15 protein-coding genes are annotated in these 15,033 nt (G+C 65.0%); 6 read left to right on the top strand and 9 right to left on the bottom strand.

From position 1 onward, the window contains the following. The 3 genes from JMF86_RS27560 to JMF86_RS27550 all read right to left on the bottom strand — a co-directional run. The coding region (locus JMF86_RS27560) for an FAD/NAD(P)-binding protein (protein WP_201317179.1) at positions 1-447 on the bottom strand (447 nt) is incomplete at its 3' end. Between the two features lie 13 nt (positions 448-460). Then, positions 461-1,309: a presqualene diphosphate synthase HpnD gene (gene hpnD, locus JMF86_RS27555; protein ID WP_041489446.1), complete on the bottom strand. Its 849-nt coding sequence runs from the start codon at positions 1,307-1,309 to the stop codon at positions 461-463. 258 nt (positions 1,310-1,567) lie between these two features. Further along, positions 1,568-1,900 (bottom strand): hypothetical protein, encoded by a 333-nt coding sequence (locus tag JMF86_RS27550; protein WP_006480205.1) that lies wholly within the window; start codon positions 1,898-1,900, stop codon positions 1,568-1,570. A gap of 189 nt (positions 1,901-2,089) precedes the next feature. Between JMF86_RS27550 and JMF86_RS27545 the strand changes: the two genes are divergently transcribed. Beyond that, entirely contained in the window at positions 2,090-2,974 is an 885-nt protein-coding gene (locus JMF86_RS27545; RefSeq protein ID WP_011694908.1) for an alpha/beta fold hydrolase, read from the top strand. Between the two features lie 15 nt (positions 2,975-2,989). On the opposite strand, the gene JMF86_RS27540 is transcribed toward JMF86_RS27545, so the two are convergent. The 3 genes from JMF86_RS27540 to JMF86_RS27530 are packed head-to-tail and all read right to left on the bottom strand — an operon-like array spanning position 2,990 to position 4,915. Beyond that, on the bottom strand, positions 2,990-3,931 hold the full coding sequence (locus JMF86_RS27540) for a GGDEF domain-containing protein (RefSeq protein WP_011548761.1): 942 nt from the start codon (positions 3,929-3,931) through the stop codon (positions 2,990-2,992). Next, positions 3,928-4,554, bottom strand: coding sequence for a chemotaxis protein CheC (locus JMF86_RS27535; RefSeq protein ID WP_011548760.1), 627 nt, complete (start codon positions 4,552-4,554; stop codon positions 3,928-3,930). The genes JMF86_RS27540 and JMF86_RS27535 overlap by 4 nt, the downstream gene beginning before the upstream one ends. Beyond that, complete coding sequence (locus JMF86_RS27530; protein WP_011548759.1) at positions 4,547-4,915, bottom strand: response regulator; 369 nt, start codon at positions 4,913-4,915, stop codon at positions 4,547-4,549. The genes JMF86_RS27535 and JMF86_RS27530 overlap by 8 nt, the downstream gene beginning before the upstream one ends. 471 nt (positions 4,916-5,386) lie before the next feature. Between JMF86_RS27530 and JMF86_RS27525 the strand changes: the two genes are divergently transcribed. Beyond that, positions 5,387-7,636, top strand: a complete 2,250-nt coding sequence (locus tag JMF86_RS27525) for a hybrid sensor histidine kinase/response regulator (RefSeq protein ID WP_011548757.1) — start codon at positions 5,387-5,389, stop codon at positions 7,634-7,636. Positions 7,637-7,708: 72 nt separating this feature from the next. Here the strand turns inward: JMF86_RS27525 and JMF86_RS27520 are convergent, their stop codons facing one another. Further along, positions 7,709-8,263: an NADPH-dependent FMN reductase gene (locus tag JMF86_RS27520; RefSeq protein ID WP_006480199.1), complete on the bottom strand. Its 555-nt coding sequence runs from the start codon at positions 8,261-8,263 to the stop codon at positions 7,709-7,711. 368 nt (positions 8,264-8,631) lie between these two features. Between JMF86_RS27520 and JMF86_RS27515 the strand changes: the two genes are divergently transcribed. Beyond that, the gene (locus JMF86_RS27515) at positions 8,632-9,231 is read left to right on the top strand and encodes an RNA polymerase factor sigma-70 (protein ID WP_041489655.1); all 600 of its coding nucleotides are present in this window, start codon (positions 8,632-8,634) and stop codon (positions 9,229-9,231) included. Then, positions 9,209-9,427 carry a zf-HC2 domain-containing protein gene (locus JMF86_RS27510; RefSeq protein WP_011548755.1) on the top strand — a complete coding sequence of 73 codons (219 nt, stop codon included), beginning with the start codon at positions 9,209-9,211 and terminating at the stop codon, positions 9,425-9,427. Before JMF86_RS27515 ends, JMF86_RS27510 begins: the two co-directional genes overlap by 23 nt. 147 nt (positions 9,428-9,574) lie before the next feature. Here JMF86_RS27510 and arsC read toward each other — a convergent pair whose 3' ends face one another. After that, complete coding sequence (gene arsC / locus JMF86_RS27505) at positions 9,575-9,931, bottom strand: arsenate reductase (glutaredoxin) (protein ID WP_041489445.1); 357 nt, start codon at positions 9,929-9,931, stop codon at positions 9,575-9,577. A gap of 975 nt (positions 9,932-10,906) precedes the next feature. Between arsC and parA the strand changes: the two genes are divergently transcribed. Beyond that, entirely contained in the window at positions 10,907-11,569 is a 663-nt protein-coding gene (gene parA / locus JMF86_RS27500) for a ParA family partition ATPase (protein ID WP_006480195.1), read from the top strand. A 23-nt stretch (positions 11,570-11,592) separates the two neighbouring features. Further along, positions 11,593-12,654, top strand: a complete 1,062-nt coding sequence (locus JMF86_RS27495) for a ParB/RepB/Spo0J family partition protein (protein ID WP_011548753.1) — start codon at positions 11,593-11,595, stop codon at positions 12,652-12,654. Between the two features lie 92 nt (positions 12,655-12,746). Here JMF86_RS27495 and JMF86_RS27490 read toward each other — a convergent pair whose 3' ends face one another. Beyond that, complete coding sequence (locus tag JMF86_RS27490; protein ID WP_006480193.1) at positions 12,747-14,114, bottom strand: replication initiation protein; 1,368 nt, start codon at positions 14,112-14,114, stop codon at positions 12,747-12,749. Positions 14,115-15,033: the final 919 nt, after the last annotated feature.

The raw sequence follows: 15,033 nt of genomic DNA, 5'->3' as shown, positions 1-15,033 counted from the left end.
GTCGCATCGCATCGTCTGCGCGAGCGAGCGGCCCGTGCGGGCGAACGCGAGCGGGGCGAGCGCGAGGTAGTCGAGCGGCGTCGTGCCCGGCGCGCGCGACGCGGCATCGAACAGCCACGACGGCCAGCGGCCGTTGCCGAAGCGCAGCGTCCAGCGCTGCTGCGACGCGACGTCCACGACCGGGCATTCAGCCAGCGCGGGCCCCGCGAGTTGATCGGCCGCGCCGATCGCGCGCAGGTAGCGCTGCGTCGCGGGCTGCCCCGCGAAAACCGTATGCAGCCCGCTGTCGAGCGTCGTGTTCAGCGTCCCGTCGAACCACGAGCGGCAGCGGCCGCCCGCGTGTGCATGCGCGTCGTGCAACACGATGCGGCGCCCGCGACGTTGCAGCTCGACCGCGGCAGACAGGCCCGCGAGTCCTGCGCCGATCACGTGGACGGTTCTGGGCATCGCCTCGGTCGACTCAGAACAGCGCGTAGCGCGCGGCGATCATCAGCATGCGCGCCTTCGGCTTGCGCAGCGGCGCGCGCGGCGCGGCAAAGCCGCGTGCGATCGCGGCCTCGAGAATGCAGCGATACGCGCCCGACATGATGCGCGGCGCCTTCACCTGCGCACGCGGGCAGGTGTCCATCACCGCATCGGCCTGGCAGAAGTGCTCGAGCGCGCGCTCGACGAGCGTCGCGCACACGCGCGGCAGCGCCGGATCGCGCACGATCGTCGCCGGATCGGTGATCGCGATGCCTTCGCGCGCGAGCAGCTCGCGCGGCAGGTAGCACCGGTTGATCGCCGCGTCGTCGTCGATGTCGCGCAGGATGTTCGTCAGTTGCAGCGCGCGGCCCAGGTGGTGCGACAGCGCGATCCCTTCGGCTTCCGGCATCCCGAAGATCCTCACCGATAGCCGGCCGGCCGCGCTCGCCACGCGATCGCAGAAGAGGTCGAGCGTCGGCTCGTCGGGCGCGCAGATATCTTCGGCCGCGTCCATCGCCATTCCGTCGATCATCGCGTGGAAATCGTCGCGCTGCAGGTTGAACGCGCGGATCTCGCGATCGAGCGCGACCAGGTGGCGCGGCGGCCGACCGGCGAAGCAGGCGTCGATGTCCGCGCGCCAGCGATTCAAGCCCGCGTTGCGCTCGGCGCGCGGCAGGTCGCTGTCGGCGATGTCGTCGACCGCGCGGCAAAACGCGTAGACCTGGAACATCGCATCGCGCTGCACGGCCGGCAGGATGCGCATCGCCAGATAGAAAGAACTGCCCGATGTGACGGCAGCGGCGTCGGTTTCTTGTTCGTCCACGACGGAATGGGAAACGGCCAAGACGAGCTCCACGGAGACACCCACGCGGGGCGATTGAAGAAGCCATGCCCGGCAGGGATGGTCAGGGCGTCGAATGCGTGCGGGATAGGCGAACGATCGACGCAGACAGGCACAAATTACCGGCCGGAAGCCGGAATTGGCCGAAAGTATAGCAATCTTTGAAGTTCGATGGCGGACACGCGCCATGTGTGGCGGGGTGTTGAGCGCCCTGGAGAGGGCGGCGCGGCCGGCCTCGGCGAACGGGCCTCGCGCGACGCGTCAGCCGTAGACGATGTCGCGCTGCAGATCGAGTGCGATGAGCCCCATTTCGCGTGTGAGCTGCAGCATCGAGCGGCGCTCGAGGCGCGAGCCCATGAAGCTCGTCACGCGGCCGTCGGGTTCGGCGGTGAACTGGAAAACCGCGCCGCCCGTACCGAACCACGCGCCCGGCACGTCGGGCGATTCCTGCCAGTCGATCTGCTCGAATACGCGCGCGATGCCCGCGCGCACCAGGTCGCCCGGGCCGATCGGCGGCGCGATGTCGCCGAGGTCGTCGAGCGAATAGGGGCCGGGTTTGTTCGGCTTCCGGTAGAAGAGATAGTCGACGTTCATGGGGCGCAATCGCAGGCAAAGCAACAAATTAGCGCGCTTCGGCACAAATTCAAATCGGATACCGACGAAATGTGGCCTGCGCGACACAAAGGGACGGATCGTTGCCGCCCGGGAAACGCGCCGCGCGATCGCGTTTCGATGGCGGCCGGTTCGTCTAAGATGACACCTTTCTCGAAAAATACGGACACCATGGAGACGAACGACAACGCCACCCCGCAGTCCGATCATCCCGTTTTCGTGCTCGTGCACGGCGCGTGGCATGGCGCGTGGTGCTACGCCCACGTGGCGGCCGCGCTGGCCGCGCGCGGCTACCTGTCGATCGCGCGCGACCTGCCCGCGCACGGCATCCATGCGCGCTTTCCCGCGTCGTACCTCGCCCGGCCGCTCGACAAGGACGCGTTCGGCGCCGAGCCGTCGCCGGTCGCGAACACGACGCTCGACGACTACGCGACGCAGGTGATGCAGGCCGTCGACGACGCGTACGCGCTCGGCCGCGGCAAGGTCGTGCTGGTCGGGCACAGCATGGGCGGCCTCGCGATCACGGCGGCAGCCGAACGTGCGCCGGAAAAGATCGCGAAGATCGTCTATCTCGCGGCCTTCATGCCCGCGTCGGGCGTGCCGGGCCTCGACTACGTGCGCGCGCCGGAAAACAAGGGCGAGCTGCTCGGCCCGCTGATGCTCGCGAGCCCGCGCGTGGCCGGTGCGCTGCGCGTCGATCCGCACAGCGGCGATGCCGCGTATCGCGAACTGATGAAGCGCGCGCTGTACGAAGACGTGCCGCAGGCCGACTTCGATGCGGTCGCGAACCTGATGAGCTGCGACGTGCCGGCCGCGCCGTTCGCGACCGCGATCCCGACGACCGCCGCCCGCTGGGGTGCGATCGACCGTCACTACGTCAAGTGCCTGCAGGATCGCGTGATCCTGCCCGCGCTGCAGCAGCGCTTCATCGACGAAGCCGACGCGTTCGCGCCCGGCAACCCGACCCACGTGCACCAGCTCGACAGCAGCCATTCGCCGTTCGTGTCGCAGCCGGCCGTGCTGGCCGGCGTGCTCGCCGACATCGCGAAAAGCTGAGCGGGGCGGGCGCGGTCAGTCAGCGTACGCGACCGACCGATCGCGCCCGAGCCGCTTCGCACGATAGAGCGCGGCGTCGGCCTCGTTGACGAGTACGTCGCAGGTCAGCGCGCCGGCTTTCGCGCAGGTGCCGCCGACGCTCGCCGTGACCGGCACGCTGACGCCCTCGGCATCGACCGGCATGCTGCCGATCGCCTCGCGCACCTTGTCGGCCACCCGCATCGCCTCGTCGAGATTCGTGCACGGCAGCAGCAGCGCGAATTCCTCGCCGCCGAAACGCCCGAACGTATCCTGCGCGCGCACGATCGACGCGACGCGGCGCGCGGTCTCGCGCAGCACGGCGTCGCCCGCCGCATGCCCGAAGCGGTCGTTGATCGTCTTGAAGTGGTCGAGGTCGAACAGCAGCACCGACAGGTCGCCGCCGTAGCGCTGCCAGCGCGCGAATTCGTCGCCGAGCCGCGCCTCGAAGAAGCGCCGGTTCGCGATGCCGGTCAGCCCGTCGCGGTTCGCGTGTTCGCGCAGCTTCGCGACCGCTTCCTCGCGCTCTCGTTGCATCACGCTCACGTGCGTGACGTCCGAGATCGTCACGCACACGGCCTCGACGTCGCGGCCGCGCGTGAGCGGCATGAACGTGCAGTCCTGCTGCATGTAGTCGACGCCGCCCGTGATCGGCCGGTCGTGCTCGAAGCGGAACAGATAGGGCCGCTGCTCCCACGAGCTGAACGCGAAGCTGCCCAGCTGGAACACGCTCTCGAGCTTGCGCGACAGCCACGCGCGCGGCAGGTCCGGAAAGCAGTCGAAGATGTTGCGGCCGATCACGTCGGCGGCCGGGATGCCGCTGTGGTCCTGCATGAAGCGATTCCACATCAGGACGGTCATCGAACGGTCGAGCACGAACAGGCCGAAGCCGACCCGCTCGATCACGAGGTCGCTCAGCGACGGGGCGGCGGCCGTCATAGCGCGGACAGCAACGCGTCGAGCGCGTCGCCCATCAGGCGGATCGAATCCTCGGCCATCAGCATCACGAAATGTGCGCGGAACGTATGGTCCTCGAGCCCGAAGTTCACCTCGAGCAGCAGCGCGACGCTCCACCCCAGTTCGTTCGGCTGGAAGACGTCGTCGAACGACACGTTCGCACCGAGCAGCCCCGGCGGAAAGAACACGGGCTTGCGGCCGAGTTCGTCGAGGATCGACGCGACGCAGGCGCCCATCAGCACGTTCGCGACGTCGAACACGATCTCGTCCGGCGTCGCCATCCCGCCGTACACGCCGTCGCCGAAGGTACGGTCGACGACCGACATGAGCCGCGCGACACCCGCCGTGCGGCACAGCACGATCGCCTCGCCCTTGATGTCGGAACGGAAGCCCTGGCGCACGGCAGTCACGTTGTCGTGGATGCCCGTCATCTCGCGCAGCGCGTCGCCCGCGTCGGCCGCTTTCACGACGCGCACGCGCGGCACCGACAGCTCGATGAAATGCCCGAGCAACAACGCAAGCCGCGCGGCGGCGCGGCCCATTGCAAGGTTGGCGATTTCCTGCAACGCGTCGCGTTGCTCCGCCGTGAACACCGATTCAGGCATACAACCCATACTCCTTGAGAATGGGCAGCAATGCCTCCGACGTCACGGGCTTGGCAACGAATGCGATCGCGCCCAATTCACGCACGCGTGCTTGCGCCTGCGGCTGGATATCGGCGGATACCACGATCACGAACGTGTTCAGATCTTCGTGGCGCAGTGTTTCCAGGACCTGATATCCGCTCATGTCGGGCATCGTCAGGTCCAGAAACATCACGGAAGCTTTGCCGTCACGATAGAGCGCCAAGGCCTCGCGACCATTCGCTGCATACGCGACGTCAACGTCCCAGTCTCCCGGCAGCGCCTTTGTCAGAAGTTTGCGAGCGAGCAGCGAATCGTCGGCAATTACAATCGGCAAAGGCATGGGGCGATGCGGTATACGGAATGGTCTCTCTCGCGTTAACGACCGCGCGGCGCTCTTCTTTAGTGCCTTGCGTTTCGGGCGCGGCCAACCGCCTTGCGACCAGGCACGGGCGCCGCGACGCAGGTGCGCGCGACGCACCGCGCGGCAATCGCCGACGGGCGCATGTATCTGTCATAGGGAAAGCAAGGCGCGATTCTCGGAGTAAACCGGAGGCGATGCAACTCGCCATTTTCACCATTTCGAACAGAATCGGTCCGATCGCGCGTGATTCCGAAAACAGCCGCGACCATTTTCGAGATAAGCACGCAAAATTTTTCCTTGTGTACGTTTGCGCTGCCGGATTCGTCGCGTTTTCAATCTGACGGTTTACCTCTGTCATATACGACAGGTTTGCGCCCGTACGGCACCGCACGGCGGGCCACCGCAACTCGTTTATGATGGCAGACACCTCTGCCTCACCCGCTTTCCTCGATGACGTCCGAACGGCCTGCCGACTCCCGCGCCCCCGCCCCTTCTCCCGCCGACGACTGGCAGGATGACGGCAGCTACGCGTCCGGCGCACCCGAGCACGATTTCGCGGTGCGCCGCGTGACGCTGATCGTGCTGCTCGTCGCGGCGATCGTGCTGCCGTGCATCTACGTGGTGGTGATGGCGTACAACGACCTGAAGGCGCGCGAGGCCGCCGCGAGCGACGTGACGATGCGCACGGTGCGGGTCGCCGAGGAACACGCGCTCAAGGTATTCGACCTGAGCGAAACGCTCGATGCGCGCATCGTCGACCTCGTGCAGGACATGGACGACGCGACCGTGCGCAGCAAGGAGTCCGACATCCATGAAGCGCTGAACACGATCGGCGGCGGCTATCCGCAGGTGGCCGCCGTGTCGATCTTCGGCGCGAGCGGGATGCTGCTCGCCAACAGTCTCTACTATCCGGCGCCATACGCGTCGATCGCGAACCGCGACGATTTCGCCGGCATCCGCGACGGCAAGGTCATCGAACACATCTCGCGGCTGATGATGGGGCCGCTCAAGCTCGAGAACATTCCCGTCTTCAACACGGGCGTCGCGCGACGCCATAGCGACGGTTCGTTCGCCGGCATGGTGTCGATCGCGCTGAAGTCGTCGTATTTCAATGCGTTCTACCGCGACCTGCTCGGCGGCGCGAGCACGCCGATGACGATGGCGCTCGCGCGCTCGGACGGCGCGGTGATCGCGTCGTATCCGCCGCCGCCGTCGCTCGCGCACACCGATCGCTCGGTCACGTTCGGCAACCCGCGCAACGATCCGCGCGCGGGCGTGGTGCGCGTGGGCCACGACGGCGCGAGCAGCGAGATCGTCGCGTATCGCCAGGTCGGCAGCTATCCCGTCTACGTGACCTGCGCGTACCGCACGTCGGCGATCTGGCATGAATGGTACGAACACCTGAGCGTGCTGTTCATCTCGATGTTCGCGCCGTCGGTCGCGCTGTGGTCCGTGATCTGGCTGTCGCTCAAGCGGCTGAAGGCGGAAGAGGAAGCGTGGGACCGCTGGCAGGCCGAAGCGTCGATGCGGCGCTCGATCGAATCGGCGTACCGGCAGTCGCGCAAGATGCAGGCGCTCGGCAATCTCGTCGGCAGCGTCGCGCACGACTTCAACAACCTGTTGATGATCATCTCGAGCAACGTGCAGATCGCGCGGCGACGCGGGGTCCAGCATCTCGACAAGGAGCTCGGCGCGATCGAGCGCGCGCTGAAGAACGGCCAGTCGCTCACGCGCCAGCTGCTCGGCGTCGCGCGCAAGCAGCCGCTGCACAACGAGACGATCGACATCGGGCAATGGCTCGGCACGTGCCGCGAACTGCTGAAGACGTCGCTCGGGTCGAAGTCGTCGCTGGTCGTCGCGATCGAGCCGGGCGTCTGGCCGATTCGCGTCGATGTCGCGGAGCTCGAGCTCGCGGTGATCAACCTCGCGGTCAACGCGCGCGATGCGATGGCAACCGGCGGACGCTTCACGGTCGGCGCACGCAACGTCACGCTGCGCCGCGAGGACGGCTTCCCGCTGACCGGCGACTTCGTGCAGATCTCGCTCGACGACACGGGTTCGGGCATGGCGCCCGACGTGCTCGCCCGTGCGTTCGAACCGCTGTTCACGACGAAGGCGCAGGGGATGGGGACGGGGCTCGGCCTGCCGCAGGTATTCGCGTTCTGCGAACGCTCGGGCGGCCTCGCGACGATCGACAGCGCGGTCGGCGCGGGGACGTCGGTGCGTCTGTACCTGCCGCGCGCGCGGGCCGAGGACGTCGTCGCGCGGCCGGCAGCCGTCGCGCACGAGGGGGGCAACGGCGCGCTCGCCGGTCTGCACGTGCTGCTGGTCGAGGACAACGACGAAGTCGCGGCCGGCACGGAAGCGCTGCTGTCGCTGCTCGGTCATCGCGTGACCTATGCGCCCACCGCCGACGATGCGTTGCGCCTGATCGAGGGCACCGCAGCGAACGACGCGTTCGATCTCGTGATTTCGGATATCCACATGCCAGGCCGCCTGAACGGCATCGACCTGGCAGAAGCGGTCGAAAAGCGGCCGGGGAAGCTGCCCGTGATTCTCGTCACGGGTTATGCGGAGGAGCTCGACCGTACGCGCACCGTCAACGTCCGCGTGCTGTCGAAGCCGTTCGACATCGCGCTGCTCGACGAGATCCTGCTGGGCATCCGCGAAGCGCGCGACGCACGACACGCCGGCGCGTGATCCGCTCTTGGTTGGGGGGGCGGCGCCGCCGCGACGGCGTGAGCACGCGCGGCGGCGATCAGGCCAACGAGGTCAGGCCGATTTCAGCAGGCGCACCCAGCTCGCGTAGCGATCGACGAAGCCCTGCAGGAACTTGCGGGTGTCCTCGCTGACGATCTGCCCCTGGTCGTCGATGCGCGCCGGGTCGTGCTTGATGAACATCTCGGGCTGACCGAGCGTCTTCACGTCGAGGTACGCGAGCACGTTGCGCAGGTGCTGCTGCGCGAGCGCGGTACCCACCGCGCCCGGCGACGTGCCGAGCACCGCGCCCGGCTTGCCCGACCACGAGTTGGAACCCCACGGGCGCGAGCCCCAGTCAAGCGCATTCTTCAGGACGCCGGGAATCGACCGGTTGTACTCGGGCGTGACGAACAGCAGCGCGTCGGCGGCTTCGATCGACTGCTTGAAGCGTTTCGCGACTTCCGGGAAATCCGCGTCGTAGTCCTGGCTGTACAGCGGCAGCTCGCCGATCTCGACGAACTCGAACGAAAAATCGGCGGGGGCGAGCGAGATCACGGCGTGCGCGAGCGCGCGGTTGGTCGAAGCGCGACGCAGGCTGCCGACGACGACCGCAATACGATAGGACATGACATTCTCCTTCCGGTGAGTGAGGAATCGGATCGATTGCTTCCGAATGGGCGACAAAGGTCTGTTTATAGGCAAGCCAGCCCGCGAGCCGTCCCACGGGGCCGTCCGGCCGACTTTCCACAAGGTTTTCCACAGAAATTGTGGATAACTCGACCGTTATGTTCTGACGTTACAGATTGCCCGACGCGCATCGCCGGCGACGCGCGAGACGGGGTTCGGCAAGCATAGCGCAGCGCGGCAGCCGGTTCCGTGAATTCGTGACGGAACATTGCGTTGCAGGCGAAGACCGCGCCCAGTAAGCTGCACGCACCGCGATGCGTCCGCTCCGTGACGCACGCGCGATCGCTTCGAGACACCGCCATTCACTCATGCTGTCCGCACACGACGACCCCGCCTATCTCGCGCAACTGCGGCACGACCTGCTGCGCTTCGCTCGACTCCAGCTCCGCGATGCCGACGCAGCCGAAGACGCCGTGCAGGAAGCGCTGGCTGCCGCGTGGTCGCATGCCGGCGAGTTCGCCGGGCTGTCGGCCCACAAAACCTGGGTGTTCGGCATCCTGCGCAACAAGCTGATCGACGTGCTGCGCGCACGGCAGCGGATGGTGAGCCTGACCGCGCTCGATGCCGAGCTCGACGGCGAATCGATCCTCGATCGCGAATTGTTCAAGGACAATGGACACTGGGCCGCGCATGCGAAACCGCGACCGTGGCCGAAGCCCGACACGCTGTTGCAGCAACAGCAGTTCTGGACGCTGTTCCAGGTCTGCCTCGACCATCTGCCGGAGCAGATCGGACGCGTGTTCATGATGCGCGAATTCCTCGATGTCGAGATCGCGGACATCTGCAACGAATTGACGTTGACGACGAATCATTGCAGCGTGCTGCTGTACCGGGCGCGCACGCGCCTGCGAACCTGCCTGAGCGAAAAAGGACTGACGACCGAAGATGCTGCCGGGGAAATGTACTGACGTGACACGCCTGCTGTCGGATGCGCTCGATCGGCATCTGACGCTGCACGAGCGCCTGCAGGTGCGCGTGCATCTGCCGACCTGCAGCGGATGCCGCGCCTATCGCGGGCAGATCTCGCTGTTGCGGATGGCCGCGAAGGCGGCGGCGGGGCGGGAGCCGGACGATGATGATGGGTCGTCTTCCGGTAAAGGCTAGACGCCGCGGTGGCGACATATCGTTCCGGGGACGGCTGGCGGCGCGTGCGGCCTGACGGTCGTGTCGGTCTGGATTGCCGTTACGTTTACGTGTGCAGGGCTGAGTCAGGCCGCGTTGATGCAATAAGAAAAATACGCCGGACAAGAATTATTCGAACAGCGCCTTCACCGACTCGGGCGGACGACCGATAGCCGCCTTGCCGCGGTACACGACGATGGGGCGTTGCAGCAGGATCGGATGAGCGACGATCGCCGCGTAGGCTTCAGCGTCGGTCAGGTCCGCGCGGGCAAGGTTCAGCGTCTGGTACGGCTCCTCGCCGTCGCGCAGCATGTCGCGAACCGGGCGGCCGAGTTGCCGATGCAGCGTTTCCAGGTCCTCGACTGTCGGCGGCGTCTTCAGATACTCGACGACGTTCAGCGGCACGCCGGCCGTATTCAGCGACTCGACCAACGCAAGCGTCTCGCGGGACTTCGAGCATCGGGGGTTGTGGTAGATCGTGATCATCATTCAAGCCTGGATGGTGGAGCCCTGTATTGTAGCCAGTCTGCATGGGAGGCTCGGCGGGTGGGGCAGCTGAGATCGTGTGGCCTTCCTCGTGGCAGTCGGTCGCTGGCGCGGTTCGGTTTAGTGATGCGCCGTGATCGCGAGAGGGTGAGTGTTTGATGTCGTGAGACACACCTCAGCGAGTGGTTGTTTATGCGCATAAAGTGCGGGCAGGCAACGGCTTCATGGAGACTAGAGAGCGGCGGTTAGCCCGCCTGATGTCTCGTGAGGGCTGTCTCGGGCGGCAAAAAGAGCGCGGGGATCGCGGGACACTTCGGGTCGCTTATGCGCATAAAGCCTGCGAGGTGAGGTGCGGCTCCAGGCATTGACGTATGTCGACAGGGATACGGCACCGGACGACGGTCGTATCGATAGGCTATCGTCCCAACATCATTGCGCGCCTGACGTAGGCCAGGTCTCTGCCTTCCCCTCCATCGTAGGTCATCGTTGCGTCCGGTTTATGCGCATAAACGCTGCGGGCAAACGGAACGTTGCCTCGATGCATACACGTTCAACGACGTGCCTCGGGGCCGTGCATCTGACTCCGGCCAGCAGAACACACTTCTCTGTGGCGAATCCCGAGCGCTCCAGCCACGAAGTCGATCACCCCGACCGCCGCGGACTTTATGCGCACAAACTTCCGGCTCGCCGGCCACTCGCCGCGTCCAGCGAGAGGGCAGCACACCGAGACATCGCCGCGACGAACCGCCCCGGCGTTGGAGCACAAGAGATCCACCATCGAGCACTGCATCGACCGCTCTACATCAGTCTCGCCATCTCCTACACGCCGTCCTAACCGGCAATCCAATTTCCATCACGCCGTTTATGCGCATAAACCGATAGTCCGAATGGCCAACGCGTAGTTGTTGAACGACAATTTCATTGAAATTCAAATATCGTCCTGTAGAATTCCAACGACCAAAACAGGAGTGAAAATTGGCCGCGGAAATCATTGCAGTCACTCAACAAAAAGGTGGCGTCGGCAAAAGCACGATTGCCATGCATCTCGGCGCCGCGTTCCATGAAAAAGGGAAGCGCGTCCTCGTCATCGACGCAGACCGTCAAAACACGCTGGTTCACTGGTCGAGCGCATCCGGCGACAGCGACAACGGCATCCCGTTTCCGGTCGTCAATCTTGCCGAAGCCGACGGCCAGATCCATCGCGAGATCAAGAAGTTCATCAACGACTACGACATCATCGTCGTGGACTGCCCGCCGTCGATCACCGAGAAAGTGTCCGGCGTCGTCCTGCTGGCCGCCTCGATTGCCGTGATCCCGACATCGTCGTCGCCGGCCGATTACTGGTCGAGCGTCGGGCTGGTCAAACTGATTCAGCAGGCGCAGGTGATGAACGAAGACCTCCGCGCGGTCTTCCTGCTGAACAAGACCGAAGAGAAGCGCATGCTGACCCGCGAGCTCAAGCGTGCACTCGAAGAACTCGGCTTCCCGCTGCTGAAGACGCAGATCCCGACTCGGGAAGCGTACAAGCAGGCGATGGCGCTCGGTCAGACCGTGCTGCAAATGAACGATCGCGGCGGCAAGCTGGCCGCCGCCGAAATTCGCGCATGTGCCGACGAAATCGTCGCCATGCTGCCCTGACTTTATGCGCATAAAGGAGTCACATGAAACCCTCCCAATTCGCCAAAGGATTCCAAGCGCGCCCGGATATCACGACGAGCGAGAAGCGCACCGCGCTTGATCGGCTCAATGCGATCGACGGCATCGTCAAGTCCGAGACGCCGACCCCGGTGCCGACCAAATCCGCGAAGAAGGACATCGCACCGCCGCCTGCTCCGGCATTCGCGATCGATCCGTCCATCGACGAATCGCCGCAATACCGCGCGTGGCGCCTCGAGAATCGCTATGCGCCCGGGCAGGTGATCGAACTGCCGCTGAAGGCCATCAAGCACAGCCCGTTCAACCCGCGGCACTTCTATCTGAAATCGTCGATTGCCGAACTCGCGGTCAACCTTGCGAAGCAGGGGCAGCAGCAGGCGATCCACGTGATTCCGGATTACGACAATCCGGGCACGTATTTCGTCAGCGATGGTGGCCGCCGCGTGCGGGCGCTGAAGGAAGCGAACAAGGAGTCGGTCAAGGCGATCGTGATCGACGTGCCGATCGGCATCCAGAGCTACAAGCTCGGCTACGACCTCAACGTTCAGCGCGATTCGCAGACGGTGTTCGACAACGCGGTCGTGTGGCGCCGCTTCCTCGACGACAAGCATTTCCAGAGCCAGAAGGAGCTCTCCGAGCATCTCGGCCTCGACGAGTCGACGGTGGCCGTCGCGCTGTCGATCGGCAAGTTGCCGGAAGCGATCATGCAGGAAATGGTCGCGCGTCCCGATCGCTTCGGGTCGAACATGGCGTATCAGGTCGGTCGCTATCACAATGCGCGCGGCACCGAGGCCACGCTGCGACTGATCAACAAGATCGTGTCGGACGATCTCAGCACACGCCAGGTGTCGGACATCGTCAAGGGCCGCGTCGCGGCACAGGAGACGCCGAAGGCCGCGGGCCGTCAGCGCTATGCGCAGCGTCTCGAGATCAAGCTTGGCGGCAAGTCGGTCGGCGACCTGAAGTCGTATGGCGAAGACCGCATCGAACTGCGCCTGCGTGGCCTCCCGAAGGACAAGCGCGACGCGATCCTCGAGCAGCTCGAGCGAATGCTGTTGTCGGAGTAAGGGAAACGGCCGGCAAGGCCTGGTGAGGCCGCCGGCCCTGCCCGATCAGGGGTGGGGACCGGCGGTGGCCCGTCAGCGGGCCTGAGCGGGCCTCAAGCGGCCCGCGACTGGTTCAGCGTGAACGACAGCAGGTCACCGTCCGTCGGCTCGCCCCAGGTCTTCTGGGCCAGCCAGTCGAAAAAGGCCGTCTCGGCCAGCTTGGAATCGAGGCCGCGCTTGCGCCAGTCGTCGCGCAGATGCGAGCCCATCGTCGGCAACGCCTCCGACTCGAACGACTCGCGCGCCACTTCGCGCTCCGCGTCGCCCTGCTCTTCGTACAGCACCTTCGCTTCCTTGCGGCGGAACGCTGCGAACTCGCTCAGCAAGCGCGCCTTCAGATCGTCCGGCTGCGCAGCCGCAACCTTCGCGGAAGGCGTGCCGGCCGGCAGCGCGTCGACCGACTCCACCGGCGGCGCATAACCCTTCTTCAGCGCGTCCTTGAACAGCGCCGGCGCGCTCCGCACCGGCGGCAGCGTCGTGCTGCGCATCCGCTGCTCGGTCATCTGCAGCGCGGCACGAATCCGGTTTTCCTCGCTGTCCGCATAGAGCGTCTGCGCTTCCTTCAACGGGATTCCCAGCTTCACCATCCGGTCGACCAGCGTGCTGTCGAACACGTTCGGGTGTTCGTCGAGCGCGAGCATCGGCTGCTTGCGCTCGGTCACGCGGAACTGGATCTCGGCCACCCGACGCCCTTCGCGGTGCTCGATCAGCTCGACGAAGATGTTGGTGACCGCGTTGACTTCCGCGATCGCGGGACGCAGGTAGTCGCGCTTGAAGTACTTGTACTCGCGCTTCGCTTCGTCGCCGGCTTCCGTGTCGGGCGTGCCCGACAGGATCGGCCGCCACCATTCCCACGGCTCGCGCATCGTCAGGTGGCTCGGGTTCGTCAGGTAGCGCACGCAGATCTCGTACAGCGCGAGACCGGCGCTGCTGCGCAGCTGGCTCTGGAACTGCAGGCTCAGCCGCGCATACTGGACCGGGTCGAGCAGCTTCTTCTTGATCTTCGGCGCGAACGAGAATTCGACCCACACGCGGCGGGTGGTCGGGTCCTCGAGAATTTCCGCATCGGCGATCAGCGTGGAGATCCCCCACTTGCGGCCCGGCTTCTGGCTCGACGTCCCCGTGCTCCATTCGACCTGCACCGACACCATGCGGCGCAGGTGTTCCTTCACCAATGCGGTGTCGTTCGAATCGAAAGCGGAGTTCGCGACGATGTCCGACAGCAGCGCGCGATATGTATCGCCCGAGTCGTCGGCCTGCTGCGCGACGGCCAGCAGGACATTGAACAGCTTGCGAGTGAGGAGCGTGATCTTGCCGCTCTTCGGCTGAATGGCGATCGCCTCGACGGCCTTTCGCAATTCGGCTGAACTGGCACTCACCACATCCACATCGGTTTTCTTGGCGCGCTTCGTCGTGGCCATACGTCGGGTCGGAGGAGAAGTTTCCCGGAAGGATAGCGCCTGCGGTGATGTGCGTCCAGAACGACATGCTCACCATAGCCGGTGAAGCGTGCCGGCAAAACGGCACTCACCCGAACAGCTCCCGAAAACGCTCACCGGTCCGCCAGTGCGGCGTTCCGGACTCTTCCAGACGTGCCGCGGCATGCGCCGATTCACAGAATTTCACCTGTGCGCGACACGTGCGAAATTGGCTCCCGTATCGGCTCACCTTTCGATTTGTCGTAATTTTGCGACTGCGCAGACGTGAGTTCGACACAGGGCCGCGATTGCACCTCACCGCACCTTTTCCGACTGTGCCGATCGGCCTGTATGCATGTACAGGCGCGGGTCGCCGAGATATCGATCTGGCTTCGACACATGGAAAAGCGCGGTCGAAACCGGCATGCGCGGCCCGATCAGTGCCTATTTGGCCGGGCCGGGCGCGCATTGTACAGCGCGCAGATCGTATCCGGTCCCGAAAATACTCACCTCAAGCACAGCATGTTGATTCATCCGGGTGCCGACGAAGGCCCGACACACGGGCGACCGGCTGCCAATGACTCCCGAAAACACTCACCTCAACGAAAAAATGCGGCACAGCAACGGGTACGGAAATGGCTCCCGAAAAATCTCACCGTAACCGCCGCGGTATCAAAAATCCCAATCTCTTCCGATACTTATGCACAAAAGGCATTTGGCTGTGCATCGCCAGGAGCCCCCGAAAAGCCTCACCTTTCGACGGGTATCCTTCATACGACAACCGTATGTCGCCCCCCGAAAACTCTCACCTGTGCCAAAAAGTGGCACAGCAAAAACGAGATTTCTTCCAGTCCTGGCGGGCTTTTCGACGAATTCCGCCCCTCACAGGTCCCGAAAAACCTCACCTTTGACCATTTTTTCA

It is taken from the genome of Burkholderia sp. E168m15 (assembly GCF_016586105.1).
GTDB classification, from domain to species: Bacteria; Pseudomonadota; Gammaproteobacteria; order Burkholderiales; family Burkholderiaceae; genus Burkholderia; species Burkholderia orbicola.
Note: the sequence above shows the minus strand (reverse complement) of the source record. Positions and strands in the feature narration are given on the sequence as shown.

Coding starts and splice junctions, on each gene's coding strand:
- JMF86_RS27550 (WP_006480205.1), bottom strand. CDS start 1,900: ATGAACGTCGACTATCTCTTCTACCGGAAGCCGAACAAACCCGGCCCC.
- JMF86_RS27545 (WP_011694908.1), top strand. CDS start 2,090: ATGGAGACGAACGACAACGCCACCCCGCAGTCCGATCATCCCGTTTTC.
- JMF86_RS27540 (WP_011548761.1), bottom strand. CDS start 3,931: ATGACGGCCGCCGCCCCGTCGCTGAGCGACCTCGTGATCGAGCGGGTC.
- JMF86_RS27535 (WP_011548760.1), bottom strand. CDS start 4,554: ATGCCTGAATCGGTGTTCACGGCGGAGCAACGCGACGCGTTGCAGGAA.
- JMF86_RS27530 (WP_011548759.1), bottom strand. CDS start 4,915: ATGCCTTTGCCGATTGTAATTGCCGACGATTCGCTGCTCGCTCGCAAA.
- JMF86_RS27525 (WP_011548757.1), top strand. CDS start 5,387: ATGACGTCCGAACGGCCTGCCGACTCCCGCGCCCCCGCCCCTTCTCCC.
- JMF86_RS27520 (WP_006480199.1), bottom strand. CDS start 8,263: ATGTCCTATCGTATTGCGGTCGTCGTCGGCAGCCTGCGTCGCGCTTCG.
- JMF86_RS27515 (WP_041489655.1), top strand. CDS start 8,632: ATGCTGTCCGCACACGACGACCCCGCCTATCTCGCGCAACTGCGGCAC.
- JMF86_RS27510 (WP_011548755.1), top strand. CDS start 9,209: ATGCTGCCGGGGAAATGTACTGACGTGACACGCCTGCTGTCGGATGCG.
- arsC (WP_041489445.1), bottom strand. CDS start 9,931: ATGATCACGATCTACCACAACCCCCGATGCTCGAAGTCCCGCGAGACG.
- JMF86_RS27495 (WP_011548753.1), top strand. CDS start 11,593: ATGAAACCCTCCCAATTCGCCAAAGGATTCCAAGCGCGCCCGGATATC.
- JMF86_RS27490 (WP_006480193.1), bottom strand. CDS start 14,114: ATGGCCACGACGAAGCGCGCCAAGAAAACCGATGTGGATGTGGTGAGT.